Raw genomic sequence first — 20,257 nt, 5'->3', positions numbered from 1 at the left:
AAAATCCCGCCGGGGCGGGATTTAATAAGCTGCACACTTAAAGCGTAGGGCTCAGGAAATCAGGAAATCTTCCAGTTTTTTACCCTGATCTTCCATCGCTTTTTTGATTACAGCCGGAGTACGGCCCTGGCCGGTCCAGGTCTTGGTTTCGCCGTTCTCGTCGATATACTGATATTTAGCCGGACGTGCAGCACGCTTAGCTTTGCCTGCGGATTTAACAGCAGCCATGCTGTTGAGCAATTCGTTAGGATCGATACCGTCTGCGATCAGCATTTCACGGTATTGCTGCAGTTTACGGGTACGCTCTTCAATTTCTGCAGCCTGGGCATTTTCTTCTTCACGGCGCTCATTAACGACGACTTCTAATTTCTCCAGCATTTCTTCCAGAGTTTCAAGAGTGCATTCTCTTGCCTGTGCACGAAGAGTACGGATGTTGTTCAGAATTTTAAGTGCTTCGCTCATTTTAGTAATCTCAAACTTATATTAGGGTGGCTTGTTGGGGTAATAATAGTGCCTTAAATTAAGTTCTGCAATAGGGGGGAATGTAAGGAATCCAAAAATTAAGCTTATTTACCGCTTTTATTAAAGTTCGCTAACTTAAATTGGGCTCGAAGTGAAGCACAAAAAAAGTGGTGTAACTCACTTTTTCAACAACCGTCCGGGAGCAACAGCTGGAGGGTGAACTTAGAAAAATTGAGGTTATGTAGCATCAATGGCTAAATATCCGCCGTCGGTATTATTGCGCGAATGGCTGAATATTCTTAACGGGATAATATTAATTATCGTTGTATTAAATTGCATTTCTGCTTTAAAAAGTCTGAAAACTCTGGGTGTTAGAGGCGTTTTACGTCAGAGCCAGCGTGCTTATATGATGCGGTAATTTTTAGCAATCGCTTATATATCATCGTATGTAAAGCTCAGGTGCAAAGCGCGCTGCGAGGCGAGCCGGGGCCGCAGCTTATGGTATAATCCTCTCGTTAACAATATTTACACTTTGACTTAGGTTATCTGCGAATGGCGCAACTCTATTTCTACTACTCGGCGATGAATGCCGGGAAATCCACGGCGTTACTTCAGTCTTCCTATAATTACCAGGAAAGAGGTATGCGCACGCTGGTGTATACCGCAGAGATTGATAATCGGTATGGTTCAGGAAAGGTAAGTTCCCGTATCGGTTTGTCATCGCCTGCGAAACTGTATAACCCTTCCACATCGCTGTTTGATGATATCCGTAATGAGCACGAGCGTGCGCCCGTCCATTGCGTTCTGGTTGATGAGAGCCAGTTCCTGACGCGTGAACAGGTTCATGCTTTATCAGACGTGGTGGATGAATTAGATATTCCCGTATTGTGTTACGGCCTGCGAACGGATTTCCGCGGCGAGCTGTTTGGCGGCAGCCAATATTTGCTGGCATGGTCAGATAAACTCGTTGAGCTAAAAACTATCTGCTTCTGCGGCCGTAAAGCCAGTATGGTTTTACGTCTGGACAGCGAAGGGCGGCCTTATAATCAGGGCGAGCAGGTGGTTATCGGCGGCAACGAGCGTTACGTCTCGGTTTGCCGCAAGCATTATAAAGATGCGCTGCAAAAAGGCTCCCTGCAGGCTATTCAGCGCGATTAGCCTTGCGGCGACAGGCTGCAATAAAACAGCAGAATAATACAGGCCCTGAGCAGGCATGTTCTGCAGATATAAAAAAACCCGCCGGAGCGGGTTTTTTATCAGAGCCTGTCAATTAAGCGGTTTTCTTCGCTTTTTTGTCAGCTTTAACTGCGGGAGCGGCTTCTTTAGGCGCTTCGCCTTCTGTGTACTCACGGCCATAGTAAGTATCCATCAGGATCTGTTTCAGTTCAGCGATCAACGGGTAACGTGGGTTAGCACCGGTACACTGGTCATCGAACGCATCTTCAGAAAGCTTATCCACGTGGGCCAGGAAGTCAGCTTCCTGAACGCCTGCCTCGCGGATGGACTTAGGAATACCCAGCTCAGCCTTAATGCTGTCCAGCCACGCCAGCAGTTTCTCGATCTTAGCCGCGGTACGGTCGCCCGGCGCGCTCAGACCCAGATGGTCTGCGATTTCAGCGTAGCGACGACGCGCCTGTGGGCGGTCATACTGGCTGAACGCAGTCTGCTTGGTTGGGTTGTCATTCGCGTTGTAGCGAATAACGTTGGAAATCAGCAGGGCGTTCGCCAGACCGTGAGGAATGTGGAACTGAGAACCCAGTTTGTGAGCCATTGAGTGACACACGCCGAGGAAGGCGTTGGCAAACGCGATACCCGCGATGGTCGCCGCGTTGTGCACACGCTCACGGGCAACCGGGTTTTTAGAGCCTTCGTTGTAAGACGCCGGCAGGTTCTCTTTCAGCAGTTTCAGGGCCTGCAGAGCCTGGCCGTCAGAGAACTCGCTCGCCAGGACGGAAACGTAAGCTTCCAGCGCGTGGGTTACGGCATCCAGACCACCGAAAGCGCACAGGGATTTAGGCATATCCATTACCAGGTTGGCATCAACAATCGCCATGTCTGGAGTCAATGCATAGTCCGCCAGCGGGTATTTCTGGCCGGTAGCGTCATCGGTTACAACCGCAAACGGCGTGACTTCAGAGCCGGTACCGGAAGTGGTGGTGACCGCGATCATTTTCGCCTTCACGCCCATTTTCGGGAACTTGTAGATACGCTTACGGATGTCCATAAAGCGCAGCGCCAGCTCTTCGAAGTGGGTTTCCGGATGTTCGTACATAACCCACATGATTTTCGCCGCATCCATTGGGGAGCCGCCGCCCAGCGCGATAATCACGTCTGGTTTGAAGGAGTTAGCAAGCTCGGCGCCTTTACGCACTACGCTAAGCGTTGGGTCAGCTTCTACTTCAAAGAAGACTTCGGTTTCAACGCCGGCCGCTTTCAGAACGGAGGTGATCTGGTCCGCATAACCGTTGTTGAACAGGAAACGGTCGGTAACGATCATCGCACGCTTGTGACCATCGGTAATCACTTCGTCCAGCGCGATTGGCAGCGAGCCGCGGCGGAAGTAGATAGATTTCGGAAGTTTATGCCACAACATGTTCTCAGCTCGCTTAGCAACGGTTTTCTTGTTGATCAGATGCTTAGGACCAACGTTCTCAGAGATGGAGTTACCACCCCATGAACCACAACCCAGAGTCAGGGAAGGTGCGAGTTTAAAGTTGTACAGGTCGCCGATACCGCCCTGGGAAGCAGGGGTGTTAATCAGAATACGGGCGGTCTTCATTTTATCGCCGAAGTGCTTAACGCGTTCTGGCTGGTTGTCCTGGTCGGTATACAGGCAGGAGGTATGGCCGATACCGCCCATCTCAACCAGTTTTTCAGCTTTAAGCACGGCATCTTCAAAGCTTTTGGCGCGATACATAGCCAGCGTTGGGGAGAGTTTTTCGTGAGCAAACGGCTCAGACTCGTCAACGATGCTTACTTCGCCAATCAGGATTTTGGTGTCTGCCGGTACGGTGAAGCCCGCCAGTTCAGCAATTTTGGTTGCTGGCTGACCAACGATGGCCGCGTTCAGGCCGCCGTTTTTCAGAATGATATTCTGTACCGCTTGCAGTTCCTGCCCCTGCAGCATATAGCCGCCGTGGGAAGCGAAACGCTCGCGAACGGCGTCGTAGGCGGAATCAACAACGATGACGGACTGCTCAGAAGCACAGATTACGCCGTTATCGAAGGTCTTGGACATCAGAATAGAAGCAACAACGCGTTTGATGTCGGCAGTTTCATCAACCACCACAGGCGTATTGCCCGCGCCAACGCCGATGGCTGGCTTGCCGGAGCTGTATGCCGCTTTAACCATGCCCGGGCCACCGGTTGCCAGAATCATATTGATATCCGGGTGGTGCATCAGGGCATTTGACAGCTCAACAGACGGCTGATCGATCCAGCCGATCAGATCTTTAGGCGCACCGGCGGCGATAGCTGCCTGCAGCACGATATCCGCGGCTTTATTGGTTGCGTCTTTTGCACGTGGGTGCGGAGAGAAAATGATACCGTTACGGGTCTTCAGGCTGATGAGGGATTTAAAGATAGCCGTTGAAGTCGGGTTAGTAGTAGGAACGATACCGCAAATAATACCGATTGGTTCAGCAATAGTGATGGTGCCGAAGGTATCGTCTTCAGACAGCACACCACAGGTTTTTTCATCTTTATAAGCGTTATAGATATACTCGGAAGCAAAGTGGTTTTTAATGACCTTATCTTCGACGATACCCATACCGGATTCGGCAACGGCCAGTTTTGCGAGAGGGATTCGAGCATCAGCGGCAGCCAGGGCGGCGGCGCGGAAGATTTTATCAACTTGCTCTTGAGTAAAGTTGGCATATTCACGCTGGGCTTTCTTTACGCGCTCTACGAGTGCGTTAAGTTCAGCGACATTAGTTACAGCCATAATGCTCTCCTGATAATGTTAAACTCTTTTAGTAAATCAGTTGCTCGATTCGACAGTATAGTCAGCGGGCAACGGCTTGCGTAAAACCGGGATATAACGCTGCAAAAGCTTCCACTGGCATCTCACTGATTTACTAAAAGAGCCTCACCTGAAAAAGCGCGCCCTATAACGCGAAACCTGCTCTTCTGGTGTAGCCAAGAGTACCCACTTCTGAGTAGTGATTTTGTGATCTGCGTCACATAATTTTAAGGCTGACTCCTTTCAGCATGGCTAATTTATGTAGTTGAAAAGGCTTTAAAAATTTAGTCACAGCGCAGACAAATCAAACTATCATATTTCCAACATGCAAGTAACAATATTGCTTATTCTTACCATCTGCGATACCGGGCGCGGCCCATGCCGTGAAATGCCGTAGCGCCAGCTGTGCTTTTCCATTACATTACGCCTGCGTTTGCTATATTCACTTGCGGAGTTTCGCGTGGTTCAACCCATGTTTGATTTGCCTACCTATTTTAAATTTTTTATTGGTCTTTTTGCTCTGGTAAACCCGGTGGGCATTATTCCCGTCTTTATCAGCATGACAAGCTACCAGACCGCGGCGGCGAGAAATAAAACCAACCTCACCGCAAACCTCTCCGTCGCTATCATTTTATGGACCTCTTTATTCCTGGGCGACGGTATCCTGCAGGTGTTCGGCATTTCCATTGACTCCTTCCGCATTGCCGGCGGCATCCTTGTGGTGACGATTGCGATGTCAATGATCAGCGGCAAGCTGGGGGAAGATAAGCAAAACAAGCAGGAGAAGTCGGAAAGCGCGATACGTGAAAGCGTGGGCGTGGTGCCTCTTGCGCTACCGCTGATGGCAGGGCCGGGGGCAATCAGCTCCACCATCGTCTGGGGAACGAAATATCACAGTTGGGGACATCTGTTTGGCTTCTCGGTAGCTATTGCGCTTTTTGCCCTTAGCTGCTGGATGGTGTTTCGTATTGCTCCGTGGCTGGTTCGCCTGCTGGGCCAGACCGGCATCAACGTTATTACCCGTATTATGGGGTTATTGCTGATGGCGCTGGGCATAGAATTTATCGTCACCGGCCTCAAGGCCATCTTTCCGGGTCTGCTGAGTTAATTCCACTGAAACTTTCCGATGAAAAAGCAGAATCGAAATTCTGCTTTTTTTTGTTATAAGAACACCAAATTCGTTTTTATATGAAATTTATGGCAGGCGATATAAGGCGATCGGCCATAAGAAATTGCTTTGGAAACCGCTTGTTACTCTTTGCAGGATGAGCGCGTTGTACAGAAAAAGGCCAGTCGCGCTGTTATTTAACTCACACTACACAATGATGCTTGCTGCCGCTTTATTGAGATGATATTAGTAATTCAGACTTTTCCGCAGAGGAATGTGCTAAAAAATAATCAATTGTTAATTTTTTGTTGGTGGCGGCGCAGGTACAGAACGTTTCAGGCTTTCAAACGATCCATCCAATTTATGTCTTTGATTTTAATTGGGAAAATCAAAGAATGTAGCCCGCTGTAATCCTTCAATAAATCCACGCTTCAGTTGATAAAAGAGAAACAGTTAACAAATTTGCAAATTGTATTGGCGGGGCCTGGGTGCTTTTGATACTTTCCGGTCCACACAATTCGCTGGAAAACGCTTCATTTCCAGCTGAGTTTGATTTCTGAATGAAATTAGATTCCTTTGCAATATGAATCATCTCGCCAGCTTTGTTACAGGGCTGGCTGGAAAGAATCGACGGAACAGGGCGCCTGAGAGCATCCCGCAAATAAAGTCGGTGATAGCAAGCGGTAACGGCAGTACTCCCTACAGACGCTTAACGCTCCGCGCTGTACGGGAACCCCACGGGGAAGAGGCTGGCTTTCGGGCCGGTAATTATAATGAGTGGAGTATCAACACAATGTCCATCATCACAAAAAAAAGTCTGGTAGCAGCAAGTATTTTAACCGCGCTTATCGCGGGCAGCGTCGCCCATGCGGCAGACGTCCCGGCGAGTGTAAAGCTTGCAGAAAAGCAAACGCTGATCCGCAACAACGGCGCTGAGCCTCAGTCGCTGGATCCAAATAAGATTGAAGGTGTCCCTGAAGCAAACGTCAGCCGTGACCTGTTTGAAGGCCTGCTGATCTCTTCTCCAAAAGACGGCCACCCGATTCCGGGCGTGGCTGAATCCTGGGATAATAAAGATTTCAAAGTCTGGACCTTCCATCTGCGTAAAGATGCGAAATGGTCTAACGGTGACCCGGTTACCGCGCAAGATTTCGTTTATAGCTGGCAGCGCCTGGTGGATCCAAACACTGCGTCCCCTTATGCGAGCTATCCGCAATACGGCCATATCGTTAACGTTGATGAAATCATCGACGGCAAGAAAAAGCCATCTGAGCTGGGCGTAAAAGCCATTGACGACCACACGCTGGAAGTCACCCTGAGCGAACCTGTTCCATACTTCTACAAGCTGCTGGTCAACCCGGCGATGTCGCCGGTGAATAAAACCGCCATCGAGAAGTTTGGCGAGAAGTGGACCCAGCCTGCAAACCTCGTTTCCAACGGTGCCTATAAGCTAAAAGACTGGGTTGTTAACGAACGCATCGTGATGGAACGCAACACCAACTACTGGAATGACGCTAAAACCGTTATTTCGCAGGTTACCTACCTGCCGATTTCTTCAGAAGTGACCGACGTTAACCGCTACCGCAGCGGTGAAATCGACATGACCTATAACAACCTGCCGATTGAACTGTTCCAGAAACTGAAAAAAGAGATCCCGGCAGAAGTTCATGTTGATCCGTACCTGTGTACTTACTATTACGAAATCAACAACCAGAAAGCGCCGTTTACCGATGCGCGCGTGCGTACCGCGCTGAAACTGGGCCTGGATCGCGATATCATCACCAATAAAGTTAAAGCGCAGGGCGATTTACCTGCATATGGCTACACCCCTCCTTATACCGACGGCGCAAAACTGACCAAGCCTGAATGGTTCTCCTGGACGCAGGAAAAGCGTAACGAAGAAGCGAAGAAACTGCTGGCCGAAGCAGGCTACAGCAAAGACAAGCCGCTGACCTTCAACCTGCTGTACAACACCTCCGATCTGCATAAAAAACTGGCTATCGCCGCGGCGTCCATCTGGCAGAAAAACCTGGGCGTGCACGTCAAGCTGGTGAACCAGGAGTGGAAAACCTTCCTCGATACCCGTCACCAGGGCAACTACGATGTGGCGCGTGCCGGCTGGTGTGCGGACTACAATGAACCAACTTCGTTCCTGAACACCATGCTTTCCGGCAGCTCCATGAATACCGCGCATTATAAGAGCCCGGCGTTTGATGCCATCATGGACGAATCCCTGAAGGCGACCGATGAAGCGCAGCGCAGCGCGGCTTACGATAAAGCCGAACAGCAGCTGGGCAAAGACTCTGCGATCGTGCCGGTTTATTACTATGTGAATGCCCGTCTGGTGAAACCTTGGGTTGGCGGTTATACCGGCAAAGACCCAATGGATAATACCTACACCAAAGATATGTATATCATTAAACATTAATGGCAATTCGTGGGGCAGGGCTACTACAGTCCCGCCCCATCGTGTCTTATTTCATCGCACTCTAAAGGCACAGGCCAGAAGGTATGGGCAATGTTGAAATTTATTCTACGTCGTTGTCTGGAAGCGATTCCGACACTCTTTATTCTTATAACAATATCCTTCTTCATGATGCGTCTTGCGCCGGGCAGTCCGTTTACCAGCGAGCGCGCGCTTCCGCCAGAAGTCATGGCGAACATTGAAGCTAAATATCATTTAAACGATCCGATCACGACCCAGTATTTCAGCTATCTGAAGCAGCTGGCGCACGGTGATTTTGGGCCGTCGTTCAAATATAAAGATTATTCAGTCAACGATCTGGTGGCTTCAAGCTTCCCGGTCTCGGCCAAATTAGGCGCGGCCGCGTTTATTTTCGCCGTTGTGCTGGGCGTGCTGGCAGGGGTTATTGCGGCGCTGAATCAAAATACCAAATGGGATTATGCCGTAATGGGGATAGCCATGACCGGGGTCGTTATCCCCAGTTTTGTGGTCGCCCCGTTGCTGGTGCTGATATTTTCCATCACCCTCAGATGGCTGCCCGGCGGGGGCTGGAACGGCGGGGCGCTGCAATACATGATTCTGCCGATGGTGGCTTTATCACTGGCCTATATCGCCAGTATCGCGCGTATTACCCGTGGCTCGATGATTGAAGTGCTGCACTCCAACTTTATCCGTACCGCACGTGCGAAAGGGTTGCCGATGCGCCGCATTATTTTGCGTCACGCGCTGAAGCCTGCGCTGCTGCCCGTTCTCTCTTATCTTGGGCCAGCTTTCGTCGGGATTATTACGGGCTCAATGGTTATTGAAACCATCTACGGCCTGCCGGGTATCGGCCAGCTGTTCGTAAACGGAGCGCTGAACCGCGACTATTCGCTGGTTCTTAGCCTCACCATTCTGGTGGGCGCGCTGACCATTCTCTTTAATGCGATTGTTGACGTGCTCTACGCCGTTATCGATCCGAAAATCCGTTACTAGAGCTGGGGTTCGCCATGATGTTGAGTAAGAAAAACAGCGAGGCGCTGGAAAACTTCAGTGAAAAGCTTGAGGTTGAAGGCCGCAGCCTGTGGCAGGATGCGCGTCGTCGTTTTATGCATAACCGCGCGGCGGTTGCCAGCCTGATTGTGCTGGTGCTGATCGCGCTCTTTGTAACCTTTGCGCCGATGCTGTCGCAGTTCACCTATTTCGATACCGACTGGGGCATGATGTCGAGCGCGCCGGAGACGGCGTCCGGCCACTACTTCGGAACCGACTCCTCGGGCCGCGATCTGCTGGTGCGCGTGGCTATCGGCGGGCGCATTTCGCTGATGGTGGGCGTGGCAGCCGCGCTGGTTGCGGTAGTCGTAGGGACGCTGTACGGCTCGCTGGCGGGCTATCTGGGCGGCAAAACCGACTCCGTGATGATGCGTTTGCTGGAAATCCTTAACTCCTTCCCGTTCATGTTCTTCGTTATCCTGCTGGTGACCTTCTTCGGGCAAAACATCCTGCTGATCTTCGTGGCCATCGGGATGGTCTCCTGGCTGGACATGGCGCGTATCGTGCGTGGTCAGACGCTGAGCCTGAAACGTAAAGAGTTTATCGAAGCGGCACAGGTGGGCGGGGTCTCTACCGCCAGCATCGTGATGCGCCATATCGTGCCGAACGTGCTGGGCGTGGTCGTGGTTTACGCCTCGCTGCTGGTGCCGAGTATGATCCTGTTCGAATCTTTCCTGAGCTTCCTCGGTCTGGGTACCCAAGAGCCGCTGAGCAGCTGGGGGGCGCTGTTAAGCGACGGCGCTAACTCCATGGAGGTTTCTCCATGGCTGCTGCTGTTCCCTGCGGGCTTCCTGGTGATTACCCTGTTCTGTTTTAACTTTATCGGCGATGGCCTGCGTGATGCCCTCGACCCGAAAGATCGTTAAGGAGTGCCGCGATGAGCACAATTGAAAACCCTGCGGTGGTCACTCCACTGAGCCAGACATCTGCGCTGCTTGACGTAAAAGATCTGCGCGTCACCTTTGGCACGCCCGACGGTGACGTTACCGCTGTCAACGATCTGAACTTCAGCCTGCGCGCCGGTGAAACGCTGGGCATCGTCGGCGAATCAGGTTCGGGTAAATCCCAGACTGCGTTCGCGCTGATGGGCCTGCTGGCGGCCAATGGCCGCATCGGCGGCTCGGCGAAATTTAACGGCAAAGAGATCCTGAACCTGCCGGAGAGCCAGCTGAACCGCCTGCGCGCCGAACAAATCTCGATGATTTTCCAGGATCCGATGACTTCCCTCAACCCGTATATGCGCGTGGGCGAGCAGCTGATGGAAGTGCTGATGCTGCATAAAAAATTGGGTAAGGCAGAGGCGTTCGAAGAATCCGTTCGCATGCTCGATGCGGTAAAAATGCCGGAGGCGCGTAAGCGCATGCGCATGTTCCCGCATGAGTTCTCAGGCGGTATGCGCCAGCGCGTAATGATCGCCATGGCGCTGCTGTGTCGGCCAAAGCTGCTGATTGCCGACGAGCCCACGACCGCGCTGGATGTGACGGTTCAGGCGCAGATCATGACGCTGTTAAACGAGCTGAAACGCGAGTTCAACACCGCCATTATCATGATCACCCACGATCTGGGGGTAGTTGCCGGCATCTGCGACAAAGTGCTGGTGATGTACGCCGGGCGTACCATGGAGTACGGCAAAGCGCGCGACGTGTTCTACAGCCCCGTTCACCCCTATTCCATCGGCCTGCTGAACGCGGTGCCGCGCCTGGATGCGGAAGGCGAAGCGCTGATGACCATTCCGGGCAACCCGCCGAACCTGCTGCGTCTGCCGAAAGGCTGCCCGTACCAGCCGCGCTGTCCGTACGCCATGGAAATTTGTAACAGCATGCCGCCGCTTGAGCCCTTTGGTGAAGGTCGCCTGCGCGCCTGCTTTAAGCCGGTGGAGGAGCTGGTATGAATGCCGTGACAGAAGAGAGAAAAGTTCTGCTCGAAATTGCCGATCTTAAGGTCCACTTTGATATTAAAGACGGCAAGCAATGGTTCTGGCAGCCGTCAAAAACCCTTAAGGCGGTTGATGGCGTTACCCTGCGGCTGTATGAAGGGGAAACCCTGGGCGTGGTGGGCGAGTCCGGCTGCGGTAAATCGACCTTTGCCCGCGCCATTATCGGCCTGGTTAAAGCAACCGACGGGCGCGTGGCCTGGCTGGGCAAAGATCTGCTGGGGATGAATCAGGCGGAGTGGCGCGACGTGCGCAGCGACATTCAGATGATTTTCCAGGACCCGCTGGCCTCGTTAAACCCGCGTATGAATATCGGCGATATCATCGCCGAACCGCTGCGGACTTATCATCCGAAAATGCCGCGCCAGGAAGTGCGTGATCGCGTGAAAGCGATGATGATGAAAGTAGGCCTGCTGCCCAACCTCATCAACCGTTACCCGCATGAGTTCTCCGGCGGCCAGTGTCAGCGTATTGGGATTGCGCGCGCGTTAATCCTTGAGCCGAAACTTATCATCTGTGACGAACCCGTTTCGGCGCTGGACGTCTCTATTCAGGCTCAGGTGGTCAACCTGCTGCAGAAATTACAGCGTGAGATGGGGCTGTCGCTGATCTTTATTGCCCACGACCTGGCGGTAGTGAAGCACATCTCCGATCGCGTGCTGGTGATGTATCTTGGTCATGCGGTGGAGTTAGGGACTTACGATGAGGTTTATCACAATCCGCTGCATCCTTACACCAAAGCGCTGATGTCGGCGGTGCCTGTCCCCGATCCGGATCTGGAGAAAAACAAAGTCATCCAGCTTCTGGAAGGGGAGTTGCCTTCGCCGATTAATCCCCCGTCGGGCTGTGTGTTCCGCACGCGCTGCCCGATTGCCGGGCCGGAATGTGCAAAAACCCGTCCTGTGCTGGAAGGGAGTTTCCGCCACGCGGTTTCCTGTCTGAAGGTCGATCCGCTTTAATCCTGCGGAGCGATAAACGAAAAGGGCTGCTTACGCAGCCCTTTTGCTTATTCGCGCCAGAGAATATGGCAGAGCTTATGGTCTTTTTCGCGACACAGCAGCACGCGCGCGAAGATATCGTTAAGTTCTCCGCCGTCGGTATCGGCAAGGCCAATTACCACCTCGGCAAAGAAGTCCGGATTCAGGTCGAAATCTACGTGCTCCTGCCAGTCTTCTGCCGGATCGAACAGCTCAGCGCCGCCGCGCTCTTCGAACTGCAGGTTAAAGAGAATGACGTCGGCCGGATCGAGATTATCTACCGCCAGTTCGAGAAAAATGTCGTAGGCCTGTTCCAGCGTTTCGTCTTCTGTCAGGCGGTTATTCAGATCCATTTCCATTTTTACATCCACATATGAAGTGCTGATGCGCCACGTTTTACAGCAACGGGCTAAAGAAGTAAAACAGTCGCTCAACCACGCGCTGCCACATCGGACGTTTCGCCCAGAGACGGGCATCCAGCAGCCTTGAACGGGAGATATAATCATCCTGCACCGCCGCCAGATCGCTTGCGAAGCCGGAGTCGTCAATCACCATGGTAATCTCGAAGTTAAGCCACAGGCTGCGCATATCGAGATTCACCGTTCCCACGAGGCTTAGCTGGCCGTCGACCAGCACGCTCTTGGTATGCAGCAATCCCCCTTCGAACTGATAAATTTTAACGCCGGCGGCCAGCAGCTCGGTAAAGAAAGCGCGGCTTGCCCAGCCGACCAGCAGCGAATCGTTATTACGCGGAATGATAATGCTGACATCAACGCCGCGCTGGGCTGCGGTGCAGATGGCATGCAGCAGGTCGTCGCTGGGCACGAAGTAGGGCGTGGTCATGATCAGATATTCACGCGCCGCGTAAACGGAGGTGAGCAGCGCCTGGTGAATTAAATCTTCCGGGAAGCCGGGGCCTGAGGCAATGGTATGGATGGTGTGGCCGCTGGCTTCTTCGAACGGCATGATATTGGCGTCCGGCGGCGGCGGTAAAATGCGCTTGCCGGTTTCGATTTCCCAGTCGCACGAATAGATGATGCCCATCGCCGTGGCTACCGGGCCCTCCATACGCGCCATTAAATCGACCCACTGGCCAACGCCCGCATCCTGCTTAAAGAAGCGCGGATCGACCAGATTCATACTGCCGGTATAGGCGATGTAATTGTCGATCATCACCATCTTGCGATGCTGGCGCAAATCCATGCGACGCAGGAACACACGCATCAGGTTTACCTTCAGCGCTTCGACAACCTCAACGCCCGCGTTGCGCATCATGTTCGCCCACGGGCTGCGGAAAAATGTCACGCTGCCTGCGGAGTCAAGCATCAGGCGGCAATGTATACCGCGACGAGCCGCGGCCATCAGCGATTCCGCCACCTGATCGGCCATCCCGCCCGGCTGCCAGATATAGAAAACCATCTCAATATTGTGCCGCGCGAGCTGGATATCGCGAATCAGCGCCTGCATGGTTTCATCGGTCGAGGTCAGAAGCTGCAGCTGATTGCCCTTCACGCCGCCAATGCCCTGGCGACGTTCGCAAAGCTGGAACAGGGAGGTCGCAACCTCGCTGTTTTCTTCGGCAAAAATATGTTTGCAGCTTTTAAGGTCGGTCAGCCATTTCGCCGTGGAAGGCCACATCGCCCGGGCGCGTTCGGCCCGGCGCTTGCCCAGGTGCAGCTCGCCGAAGGAGAGATAGGCGATAATGCCTACCAGCGGCAGGATATAAATGATCAACAGCCAGGCCATCGCGGAGGGAACCGCCCGGCGTTTCATTAAAATACGAAGCGTAACCCCGGCTATCAGCAACCAGTAGCCTAAAACGATCAGCCAACTCACCACCGTGTAGAAGGTTGTCATACCTTAAAAATCCTTTTGAAATCGTATGGTTTCGAGTTTACGCATAACCTTAACCCGTTAACAATAAAACTAGTCGTAAAACGGCTAGCCTGCTGGCAATAAGGATCTATAATGGGCCGTCTGTTTTAAAGTTGAGTCGTAAAAATGAGGCGTAGTAGAACCGAGGTCGGACGCTGGCGAATGCTGCGTCAGGCGCAACGGCGTAAAGCACGCTGGCTGGAAGGTCAGTCGCGCCGTAATATGCGCATTCATGCCATCAGAAAGTGTCAGGTTAATAAACAGCGTAACGCTTTGCTGTTTGCCATCCACGATCGCAGGGCATAAAGAAAAGGGCACCGCCAGCCGGTGCCCAAAATATTGTCGAATCCTGTTACCGCTTCAGAAAATCTTCTTGTAGGGCTTAACCGCCACCTGTTTGTAAACGCCCGCGGCAATGTAGGGGTCCGCTTCTGCCCAGGCCTGCGCATCTTCCAGAGCATTAAATTCCGCAATCACCGTTGAACCGGTAAAACCGGCGGCGCCAGGATCGTTGCTGTCGACTGCCGGCATTGGACCGGCGGTTAACAGGCGGCCTTCATCACGTAGCAACTGCAAGCGTGCCAGGTGGGCCGGGCGTACAGCCAGACGCTTTTCAAGCGAATCGGCATTATCTTCTGCGTAAATGACATACAGCACGGGCAGGACTCCTTTTTAAATGGGATGTAAAATACCGTAAGTGAATGGCGCTCAGACTGCAATTGAAACATAAACAAGATGTTAAATCCCTGACCTGGATGCCGAAAAAAGAGAGCGTTCAGGAGAAAAAGTGCAGCCGCAGGCAATGCGTTATTGAATATGATTGCTATTTGCATTTAAAATTAACGCCTGTTTAAAATACCGAAGCCATTATGACGTCAATGACCCTTGATTTACCTCGCCGCTTCCCGTGGCCGACCGCGCTCTCCGTCGTGCTGCATGGTGCTGTAGTGGCGGGGTTGCTCTATACCTCGGTACATCATCAGGTTGTTGAGATGCCCGCGCCTGCACAGCCTATCAGCGTCACCATGGTTGCGCCTGTCGACCTTGAGCCGCCGCAGCCAGAGGTTGTGCCGCCGCCGCCGGAACCCGTTGTTGAGCCAGAACCTGAGCCGGAACCGATCCCCGAGCCGCCAAAAGAGGCGCCGGTCGTTATCCATAAGCCTGAACCCAAACCTAAGCCAAAGCCGAAGCCAAAACCGAAGCCGGTGAAAAAGGTTGAACAGCCGAAGCGCGAGGCAAAACCGGCCGAGCCGCGTCCGGCATCGCCGTTCCAGAACGCTGCGCCAGTGCGTCCAGCGCCTACGGCGAAGCCTGCGTCAGCAGCGAAAGTCGCACCGGTTGCCACAGCCCCGCGAGCGTTAAGCCGTAATCAGCCGCAGTATCCGTCGCGCGCGTTTGCGTTGCGCATGGAAGGGAATGTCCGCGTGAAGTTTGATGTCGCCGCCGACGGCAGCGTCAGCAACGTAACCATCCTTTCGGCGAAGCCTGCCAATATGTTTGAACGAGAAGTGAAGCAGGCGATGAAGAAGTGGCGCTATGAAAGCGGCAAGCCGGGACAAGGTTTGATTGTGAATATCGTGTTCCGCATCAATGGCGGCGCGACGATGGAATAAGAAAAAACCCTCCGCAGCGGAGGGTTTTTTTTCAGGCAGGCTGCGGTAACGGTCTGGGTTTGCCATCGCTGTCGACAGCGACATAAATGAAGATAGCTTCCGTCGCCTTATAGCGTTGCCCGATCGGCTCTGAAGAGACCTTTTTTACCCATACTTCCACGTTGATAGTCACCGAGGTATTGCCGCGCTTTACGCAACTGGCGTAGCAGCACACCACGTCACCGACCGCAACGGGCTTGAGAAAAGTCATGCCGTCTACGCGGACCGTTACTACGCGGCCATGGGCTATCTCCTGTGCCTGAATGGCGCCGCCGATATCCATTTGCGCCATCAGCCAGCCGCCAAAGATATCGCCGTTTGCGTTGGTATCGGCAGGCATTGCCAGCGTGCGTAACACCAGCTCGCCTGCAGGCGCGCTTTGACTCATTTCTCTTCCTGCGGCATATGGCGATAGATATAAACGCCGCTTAACAGGGTGAACACCAGCGTGGCGGCGGTAAGGCCGAACACTTTAAAGTTAACCCAGACGTTTTGCGGTAGCCAGAAGGCGATGTAGATATTCGCAACGCCGCAGATGATAAAGAACAGCGCCCAGGCCACGTTAAGTTTTGCCCAGACGTGTTCCGGCAGGGTAATCTCTTTTGCCAGCATGCGCTGGATTAGCGGCTTTTTCATCACCAGCTGGCTGACCAGCAGGGCGATAGCAAAGAGCGCGTAAATCACCGTCACTTTCCATTTGATAAATTCATCGTTATGGAAAAACAGGGTGAGGCCGCCAAACACCGCCACCATCACAAAAGTGATAAGGGTCATTTTTTCCAGCTTGCGGTATTTGTACCAGCTATACACCAGCGCCAGCGCGGTGGCGACAATCAGCGCGCCGCTGGCGGCATAGATATCGTACATCTTATAAAAAGCAAAGAAGACAATCAGGGGCAGGAAGTCGAGAAACTGCTTCATAATCTGTTCCGTAAAAAAGGTGAGAACTCCTGACTCACTATAACGAGCGGTCAGGAGCGAATGAAGATTACTGACGAATAAGCATATATAAACGGAATAAATAGATCAGCAACACGCCGGAAATGAGGTTGCTTATCATGTTGGCTATCACCGCGCCAATTTGCGGAGAGAGCGCCGCAAAAGAAGAGGCGAGCAGCAGCAGGGCGGTTTTCGCTATCAGCCAGGCGATAACGGCCGGCGCGACCAGGCGCATATTGCTCCACGCCAGACGGATGCTGTTACGCATTGCCTGGAAAATACCGGCTTTATCCTGCACCAGCATGATCGGCGCAAAGGCCAGCACAATGGCCAGCAGAACCCCCGGCACCACAACCAGCATGATGCCAATCTGCACCATAAAGGTAGTAAGGAACATCAGAATCAACATCTTTGGTAAGACAGGCGCTGCCGTTCCTATTGCGCGTAGCGCACTTACACGATGCCCGGCTGAAACCATCTGCATCAGCACCAGCATGCTGCCGGCCAGAATGGCGTTGCCGATAAGGCCGGAGAATGTCGATGCCGCCGAAGCTCTGAGTAACATTTGCTGTTGCTCAGGCGTCATGTTTTGCACAAGGTCAAACAGGCCAACGCTCCCGGCCAGATTGTCGCCTTCGCTCAGGATCGCCATCTGTTCATCGCTGGGTGCAAACGCGTGACCGACGATCGTCGAAATAAAGGCGCAAAGTAATGCGATCAGCAGGATGGTAATAAACTGATTGCGTAGAAAATTCCCCGTGTCACGGTACACAGAACCCGCCGTGATAGACATGCACTCTCCTTTGAAATTGCCCGGTTATACCTTAGCGCGCAATTGTACCCTGGATGCAGGAGCTGTGGCACCACTAAGGCCCTGCGGAAAAACAAAGCCGGGCGCCAGCCTGCGGTTAAACCGCCCTTTGACCGGCTTTATGAATAAAAATAATCCACATCGACGTTATTTCACCCAAAAACGGAACGTAAAGATTTTAAAACCTGTCGCCAGATTGAAATTTGACGCCAGGCCAATAACCGGGATTTAAGGTTATCGTCAAAAATTAACCCAGATCATTAAATGTTAAATTAGCCAACAAAGTGTGATCGATGCTGGATCACTTTGTACTCATAAGTAGGTATATTCAGCCCGCTGTTAAAACCATAACAAGGGAAGGGCTATGAAAAAACTAACTTTGGCATTACTGGCGCTGGGCTGCTTATCCGGCGAAGCATTAGCGCACGAAGCGGGCGATTTTTTTATGCGCGCCGGTACGGCAACGGTACGTCCGACGGAAGGCTCAGACGACGTGCTGGGTATGGGCGGTTTTAACGTCAGCAACAATACGCAGCTGGGGCTGACTTTTGATTATATGGTGACCGACAACATCGGTATCGAACTGCTGGCCGCCACGCCGTTCCGGCATAAAGTCGGGCTGGGCGCGACTGGCGATCTGGCAACGGTTAAGCAGCTTCCGCCTACGCTGATGGCGCAGTGGTATTTTGGCGATGCGAAAAGCAAAGCGCGTCCGTACATCGGGGCCGGGATCAACTACACCACCTTCTTTGACACGGGCTTCAACCAGACGGGAAAAGACGCGGGCCTGACCGATCTGAGCGTCAAAGATTCATGGGGGGCTGCGGGGCAGGCTGGGCTGGACTATATGGTTAACGACGACTGGCTGCTTAATATGTCGGTGTGGTATATGGATATCGACACCGAAGTGAAGTTTAAACACAACGGCGAGCAGCAAAACATCAAGACTCGCATCGATCCCTGGGTATTTATGTTCTCTGCGGGCTACCGCTTCTGATAAGAAAGAGAGGCCGGAAAAATTCCGGCCTTATTATTACGCAGCGCGCGTTGCCGCCTTCATCGCCTGCACAAAGGTTTTTAGCTCGCTAAGCATGGCTTCTTCATCGTTAAGGTTCTTCTCAATAATCTTTACGATGGCCGAGCCAGAAATGGCGCCTGCGGCCCCGGCTTCAATGGCATCACGCACCTGCGAAGGTTCGGAGATGCCAAAGCCCTGCAGCGAAGGCGCGGCGTGATATTCAGTCAATTTTTCCACCAGGTGATGAAGCGGTAGCTGAGCGCGCGTTTCTGCCCCCGTAACGCCCGCGCGGGAAAGCAGATAGGTGTAGCCACGGCCGTGGGATGCAATCTCGCGCAGCAAATCATCATCCGCATTCGGCGGGCAGATAAAGATTGGCGCAACGTTATGGCGCATTGCGGCCTGGCGGAACGGCGCAGACTCCTCAACCGGCACATCTGCTATCAGCACCGAATCCACGCCCACTTTGGCGCACAGCGCATAAAACTCATCAATGCCGCGGCTGTAAACCAGATTGGCGTACATCAGCAGGCCAATGGGAATCGCCGGATGCTTCTGACGGATAGCAGCCAGCATTTCAAAACACTGCGTTGGCGTAACCCCCGCGGCGAAGGCGCGTAATGCCGCATTCTGAATGGTCGGGCCGTCTGCCAGCGGATCGGAGAAAGGGATCCCCAGCTCCAGCGCGTCGGCACCGGCTTCAATCAGCGTATCGATAATTTTCAGCGACTGCGCAGGCGACGGGTCGCCAAGCGTCACGAAGGGAACAAAAGCGCCTTCCTGGCGAGCCTGTAACTGCTCAAATGCGTGTTGATAACGTTCCATTACATTTCCCCTCGCGCTTTTAAGATGTCGTGTACGGTGAAGATATCTTTGTCGCCGCGGCCGGAGAGGTTCACCACCAGCAGCTGCTCTTTTTCAGGATCGTCATGCATCATTTTCAGCGCGTGAGCCAGCGCGTGGGAAGACTCCAGCGCCGGGATAATCCCTTCTTTGCGGCACAGCAGCTTGAAAGCGTCCAGCGCTTCGTCATCGGTGATCGACACGTAGTCCGCGCGGCCAGTGCTGTTCAGATGCGCGTGCTGCGGCCCGACGGACGGGAAGTCCAGACCGGCGGAAATAGAGTAGGACTCTTCAATCTGCCCTTCATCGGTCTGCATCATCGGCGATTTCATGCCGAAATAGATGCCCACGCGGCCGTGTTTCAGCGGCGCGCCGTGTTCGCCGGTTTCGATCCCGTGCCCTGCCGGCTCAACGCCAATCAGGCCGACTTTGGTATCGTTAATGAAGTCCGCAAACATGCCGATGGCGTTTGAGCCGCCGCCGACGCAGGCGATAACCGCATCCGGCAGGCGACCCTCTTTTTCGAGTATCTGCGCTTTTGTTTCTTCACCGATCATGCGCTGGAATTCACGCACAATAGTCGGGAACGGGTGAGGACCCGCCGCCGTGCCGAGCATGTAATGCGCGGTATCATAGCTGCCAGACCAGTCGCGCAGCGCTTCGTTGCAGGCATCTTTCAGCGTGGCGGAACCGCTGTGAACAGGAATGACTTCCGCGCCCATCAGGCGCATGCGGAACACGTTTGGCGACTGGCGCTCGACGTCCTTCGCACCCATATAAATGCGGCATTTCAGGCCAAGCAGGGCGCTCGCCAGCGCAGAGGCCACGCCGTGCTGACCGGCTCCGGTTTCGGCGATAATTTCGGTTTTACCCATTTTTTTCGCCAGCAGCGCCTGGCCGAGCACCTGGTTCGTTTTATGCGCGCCGCCGTGCAGCAGATCTTCACGCTTCAGATAGAGCGTGGTGTTAGTGCCTTTGGTAATGTTTTTACATTTCGTCAGCGCGGTTGGGCGGCCGGCATAGTTTTTCAGCAGATCGTTAAATTCCGCCTGAAACTCAGCGTCGCTTTGCGCCGCCACAAAGGCTTCTTCCAGCTGGCGCAGGGCGGGCATCAGGATCTGCGGCACATACATGCCACCAAACTCACCAAAATAGGGATTAAGTAACGTCATGATTATTTTC

Annotated in this window: 20 protein-coding genes; 10 read left to right on the top strand and 10 right to left on the bottom strand. The window is 53.2% G+C overall.

Annotated elements, in window-relative coordinates; all coding sequences use genetic code 11:
• Nucleotides 1-51: 51 nt before the first annotated feature.
• Nucleotides 52-462 (bottom strand): histone-like nucleoid-structuring protein H-NS, encoded by a 411-nt coding sequence (hns, locus tag WLO31_RS11325; RefSeq protein WP_435926699.1) that lies wholly within the window; start codon nt 460-462, stop codon nt 52-54.
• Between the two features lie 552 nt (nt 463-1,014).
• Here hns and tdk point away from each other — a divergent pair.
• A complete protein-coding gene (gene tdk, locus WLO31_RS11320) occupies nt 1,015-1,620 on the top strand; it encodes a thymidine kinase (protein WP_435926698.1) in 606 nt (201 codons plus the stop codon).
• 112 nt (nt 1,621-1,732) lie between these two features.
• On the opposite strand, the gene adhE is transcribed toward tdk, so the two are convergent.
• Nucleotides 1,733-4,405 carry a bifunctional acetaldehyde-CoA/alcohol dehydrogenase gene (adhE, locus tag WLO31_RS11315; protein WP_435926697.1) on the bottom strand — a complete coding sequence of 891 codons (2,673 nt, stop codon included), beginning with the start codon at nt 4,403-4,405 and terminating at the stop codon, nt 1,733-1,735.
• A gap of 478 nt (nt 4,406-4,883) precedes the next feature.
• Between adhE and WLO31_RS11310 the strand changes: the two genes are divergently transcribed.
• The 6 genes from WLO31_RS11310 to oppF all read left to right on the top strand — a co-directional run bounded on the left by WLO31_RS11310 (nt 4,884) and on the right by oppF (nt 11,919).
• Nucleotides 4,884-5,531 carry a YchE family NAAT transporter gene (locus tag WLO31_RS11310; protein ID WP_435926696.1) on the top strand — a complete coding sequence of 216 codons (648 nt, stop codon included), beginning with the start codon at nt 4,884-4,886 and terminating at the stop codon, nt 5,529-5,531.
• Between the two features lie 793 nt (nt 5,532-6,324).
• Nucleotides 6,325-7,959 carry an oligopeptide ABC transporter substrate-binding protein OppA gene (oppA, locus tag WLO31_RS11305; RefSeq protein WP_435926695.1) on the top strand — a complete coding sequence of 545 codons (1,635 nt, stop codon included), beginning with the start codon at nt 6,325-6,327 and terminating at the stop codon, nt 7,957-7,959.
• 90 nt (nt 7,960-8,049) lie between these two features.
• Nucleotides 8,050-8,970: an oligopeptide ABC transporter permease OppB gene (gene oppB / locus WLO31_RS11300; RefSeq protein ID WP_271124318.1), complete on the top strand. Its 921-nt coding sequence runs from the start codon at nt 8,050-8,052 to the stop codon at nt 8,968-8,970.
• A 14-nt stretch (nt 8,971-8,984) separates the two neighbouring features.
• Nucleotides 8,985-9,893 carry an oligopeptide ABC transporter permease OppC gene (gene oppC, locus WLO31_RS11295; protein WP_435926694.1) on the top strand — a complete coding sequence of 303 codons (909 nt, stop codon included), beginning with the start codon at nt 8,985-8,987 and terminating at the stop codon, nt 9,891-9,893.
• 11 nt (nt 9,894-9,904) lie between these two features.
• Complete coding sequence (locus tag WLO31_RS11290; RefSeq protein WP_435926693.1) at nt 9,905-10,918, top strand: ABC transporter ATP-binding protein; 1,014 nt, start codon at nt 9,905-9,907, stop codon at nt 10,916-10,918.
• Nucleotides 10,915-11,919 (top strand): murein tripeptide/oligopeptide ABC transporter ATP-binding protein OppF, encoded by a 1,005-nt coding sequence (oppF, locus tag WLO31_RS11285; protein WP_435926692.1) that lies wholly within the window; start codon nt 10,915-10,917, stop codon nt 11,917-11,919. The genes WLO31_RS11290 and oppF overlap by 4 nt, the downstream gene beginning before the upstream one ends.
• Nucleotides 11,920-11,966: 47 nt before the next feature.
• Here the strand turns inward: oppF and WLO31_RS11280 are convergent, their stop codons facing one another.
• On the bottom strand, nt 11,967-12,296 hold the full coding sequence (locus WLO31_RS11280; RefSeq protein WP_034494996.1) for an HI1450 family dsDNA-mimic protein: 330 nt from the start codon (nt 12,294-12,296) through the stop codon (nt 11,967-11,969).
• A 37-nt stretch (nt 12,297-12,333) separates the two neighbouring features.
• Nucleotides 12,334-13,794 (bottom strand): cardiolipin synthase, encoded by a 1,461-nt coding sequence (cls, locus tag WLO31_RS11275; RefSeq protein WP_435926691.1) that lies wholly within the window; start codon nt 13,792-13,794, stop codon nt 12,334-12,336.
• Between the two features lie 144 nt (nt 13,795-13,938).
• Between cls and WLO31_RS11270 the strand changes: the two genes are divergently transcribed.
• Nucleotides 13,939-14,118, top strand: a complete 180-nt coding sequence (locus WLO31_RS11270) for a YciY family protein (RefSeq protein ID WP_435926690.1) — start codon at nt 13,939-13,941, stop codon at nt 14,116-14,118.
• Between the two features lie 54 nt (nt 14,119-14,172).
• On the opposite strand, the gene WLO31_RS11265 is transcribed toward WLO31_RS11270, so the two are convergent.
• Nucleotides 14,173-14,469, bottom strand: coding sequence for a YciI family protein (locus WLO31_RS11265; protein ID WP_435926689.1), 297 nt, complete (start codon nt 14,467-14,469; stop codon nt 14,173-14,175).
• 221 nt (nt 14,470-14,690) lie between these two features.
• On the opposite strand from WLO31_RS11265, the gene tonB reads away from it, so the two are divergent.
• The gene (tonB, locus tag WLO31_RS11260) at nt 14,691-15,425 is read left to right on the top strand and encodes a TonB system transport protein TonB (protein WP_435930591.1); all 735 of its coding nucleotides are present in this window, start codon (nt 14,691-14,693) and stop codon (nt 15,423-15,425) included.
• 31 nt (nt 15,426-15,456) lie between these two features.
• Here the strand turns inward: tonB and yciA are convergent, their stop codons facing one another.
• The 3 genes from yciA to WLO31_RS11245 all read right to left on the bottom strand — a co-directional run bounded on the left by yciA (nt 15,457) and on the right by WLO31_RS11245 (nt 17,196).
• Nucleotides 15,457-15,852 (bottom strand): acyl-CoA thioester hydrolase YciA, encoded by a 396-nt coding sequence (gene yciA / locus WLO31_RS11255; RefSeq protein WP_435926688.1) that lies wholly within the window; start codon nt 15,850-15,852, stop codon nt 15,457-15,459.
• Complete coding sequence (locus tag WLO31_RS11250; protein ID WP_435926687.1) at nt 15,849-16,385, bottom strand: septation protein A; 537 nt, start codon at nt 16,383-16,385, stop codon at nt 15,849-15,851. Before WLO31_RS11250 ends, yciA begins: the two co-directional genes overlap by 4 nt.
• A gap of 67 nt (nt 16,386-16,452) precedes the next feature.
• Entirely contained in the window at nt 16,453-17,196 is a 744-nt protein-coding gene (locus WLO31_RS11245) for a YciC family protein (RefSeq protein WP_435926686.1), read from the bottom strand.
• 382 nt (nt 17,197-17,578) lie between these two features.
• Here WLO31_RS11245 and ompW point away from each other — a divergent pair, with 382 nt between their 5' ends.
• Nucleotides 17,579-18,211 (top strand): outer membrane protein OmpW, encoded by a 633-nt coding sequence (gene ompW / locus WLO31_RS11240; protein ID WP_435926685.1) that lies wholly within the window; start codon nt 17,579-17,581, stop codon nt 18,209-18,211.
• Between the two features lie 36 nt (nt 18,212-18,247).
• Here the strand turns inward: ompW and trpA are convergent, their stop codons facing one another.
• Together trpA and trpB are read right to left on the bottom strand one after the other, a co-directional pair.
• Entirely contained in the window at nt 18,248-19,057 is an 810-nt protein-coding gene (trpA, locus tag WLO31_RS11235) for a tryptophan synthase subunit alpha (protein WP_435926684.1), read from the bottom strand.
• Complete coding sequence (gene trpB, locus WLO31_RS11230) at nt 19,057-20,250, bottom strand: tryptophan synthase subunit beta (RefSeq protein WP_435930590.1); 1,194 nt, start codon at nt 20,248-20,250, stop codon at nt 19,057-19,059. Before trpB ends, trpA begins: the two co-directional genes overlap by 1 nt.
• Between the last annotated feature and the right edge of the window lie 7 nt (nt 20,251-20,257).

Origin of the sequence: Dryocola sharpae (genome assembly GCF_051307055.1) — a bacterium.
Taxonomy (GTDB): Bacteria; Pseudomonadota; Gammaproteobacteria; order Enterobacterales; family Enterobacteriaceae; genus Dryocola.
The sequence above is the reverse complement of the archived record's forward strand: the minus strand, read 5'-3'. Positions and strand labels throughout refer to the sequence as shown.

What these genes read in the sequence shown, in the direction of transcription:
- tonB (WP_435930591.1), top strand. Translation starts at nt 14,691, where the DNA reads ATGACCCTTGATTTACCTCGCCGCTTCCCGTGGCCGACCGCGCTCTCC.
- cls (WP_435926691.1), bottom strand. Translation starts at nt 13,794, where the DNA reads ATGACAACCTTCTACACGGTGGTGAGTTGGCTGATCGTTTTAGGCTAC.
- adhE (WP_435926697.1), bottom strand. Translation starts at nt 4,405, where the DNA reads ATGGCTGTAACTAATGTCGCTGAACTTAACGCACTCGTAGAGCGCGTA.
- WLO31_RS11290 (WP_435926693.1), top strand. Translation starts at nt 9,905, where the DNA reads ATGAGCACAATTGAAAACCCTGCGGTGGTCACTCCACTGAGCCAGACA.
- WLO31_RS11280 (WP_034494996.1), bottom strand. Translation starts at nt 12,296, where the DNA reads ATGGAAATGGATCTGAATAACCGCCTGACAGAAGACGAAACGCTGGAA.
- oppB (WP_271124318.1), top strand. Translation starts at nt 8,050, where the DNA reads ATGTTGAAATTTATTCTACGTCGTTGTCTGGAAGCGATTCCGACACTC.
- oppA (WP_435926695.1), top strand. Translation starts at nt 6,325, where the DNA reads ATGTCCATCATCACAAAAAAAAGTCTGGTAGCAGCAAGTATTTTAACC.
- WLO31_RS11250 (WP_435926687.1), bottom strand. Translation starts at nt 16,385, where the DNA reads ATGAAGCAGTTTCTCGACTTCCTGCCCCTGATTGTCTTCTTTGCTTTT.
- oppC (WP_435926694.1), top strand. Translation starts at nt 8,985, where the DNA reads ATGATGTTGAGTAAGAAAAACAGCGAGGCGCTGGAAAACTTCAGTGAA.
- yciA (WP_435926688.1), bottom strand. Translation starts at nt 15,852, where the DNA reads ATGAGTCAAAGCGCGCCTGCAGGCGAGCTGGTGTTACGCACGCTGGCA.
- trpA (WP_435926684.1), bottom strand. Translation starts at nt 19,057, where the DNA reads ATGGAACGTTATCAACACGCATTTGAGCAGTTACAGGCTCGCCAGGAA.
- WLO31_RS11245 (WP_435926686.1), bottom strand. Translation starts at nt 17,196, where the DNA reads ATGTCTATCACGGCGGGTTCTGTGTACCGTGACACGGGGAATTTTCTA.
- WLO31_RS11270 (WP_435926690.1), top strand. Translation starts at nt 13,939, where the DNA reads ATGAGGCGTAGTAGAACCGAGGTCGGACGCTGGCGAATGCTGCGTCAG.
- hns (WP_435926699.1), bottom strand. Translation starts at nt 462, where the DNA reads ATGAGCGAAGCACTTAAAATTCTGAACAACATCCGTACTCTTCGTGCA.
- ompW (WP_435926685.1), top strand. Translation starts at nt 17,579, where the DNA reads ATGAAAAAACTAACTTTGGCATTACTGGCGCTGGGCTGCTTATCCGGC.
- tdk (WP_435926698.1), top strand. Translation starts at nt 1,015, where the DNA reads ATGGCGCAACTCTATTTCTACTACTCGGCGATGAATGCCGGGAAATCC.
- oppF (WP_435926692.1), top strand. Translation starts at nt 10,915, where the DNA reads ATGAATGCCGTGACAGAAGAGAGAAAAGTTCTGCTCGAAATTGCCGAT.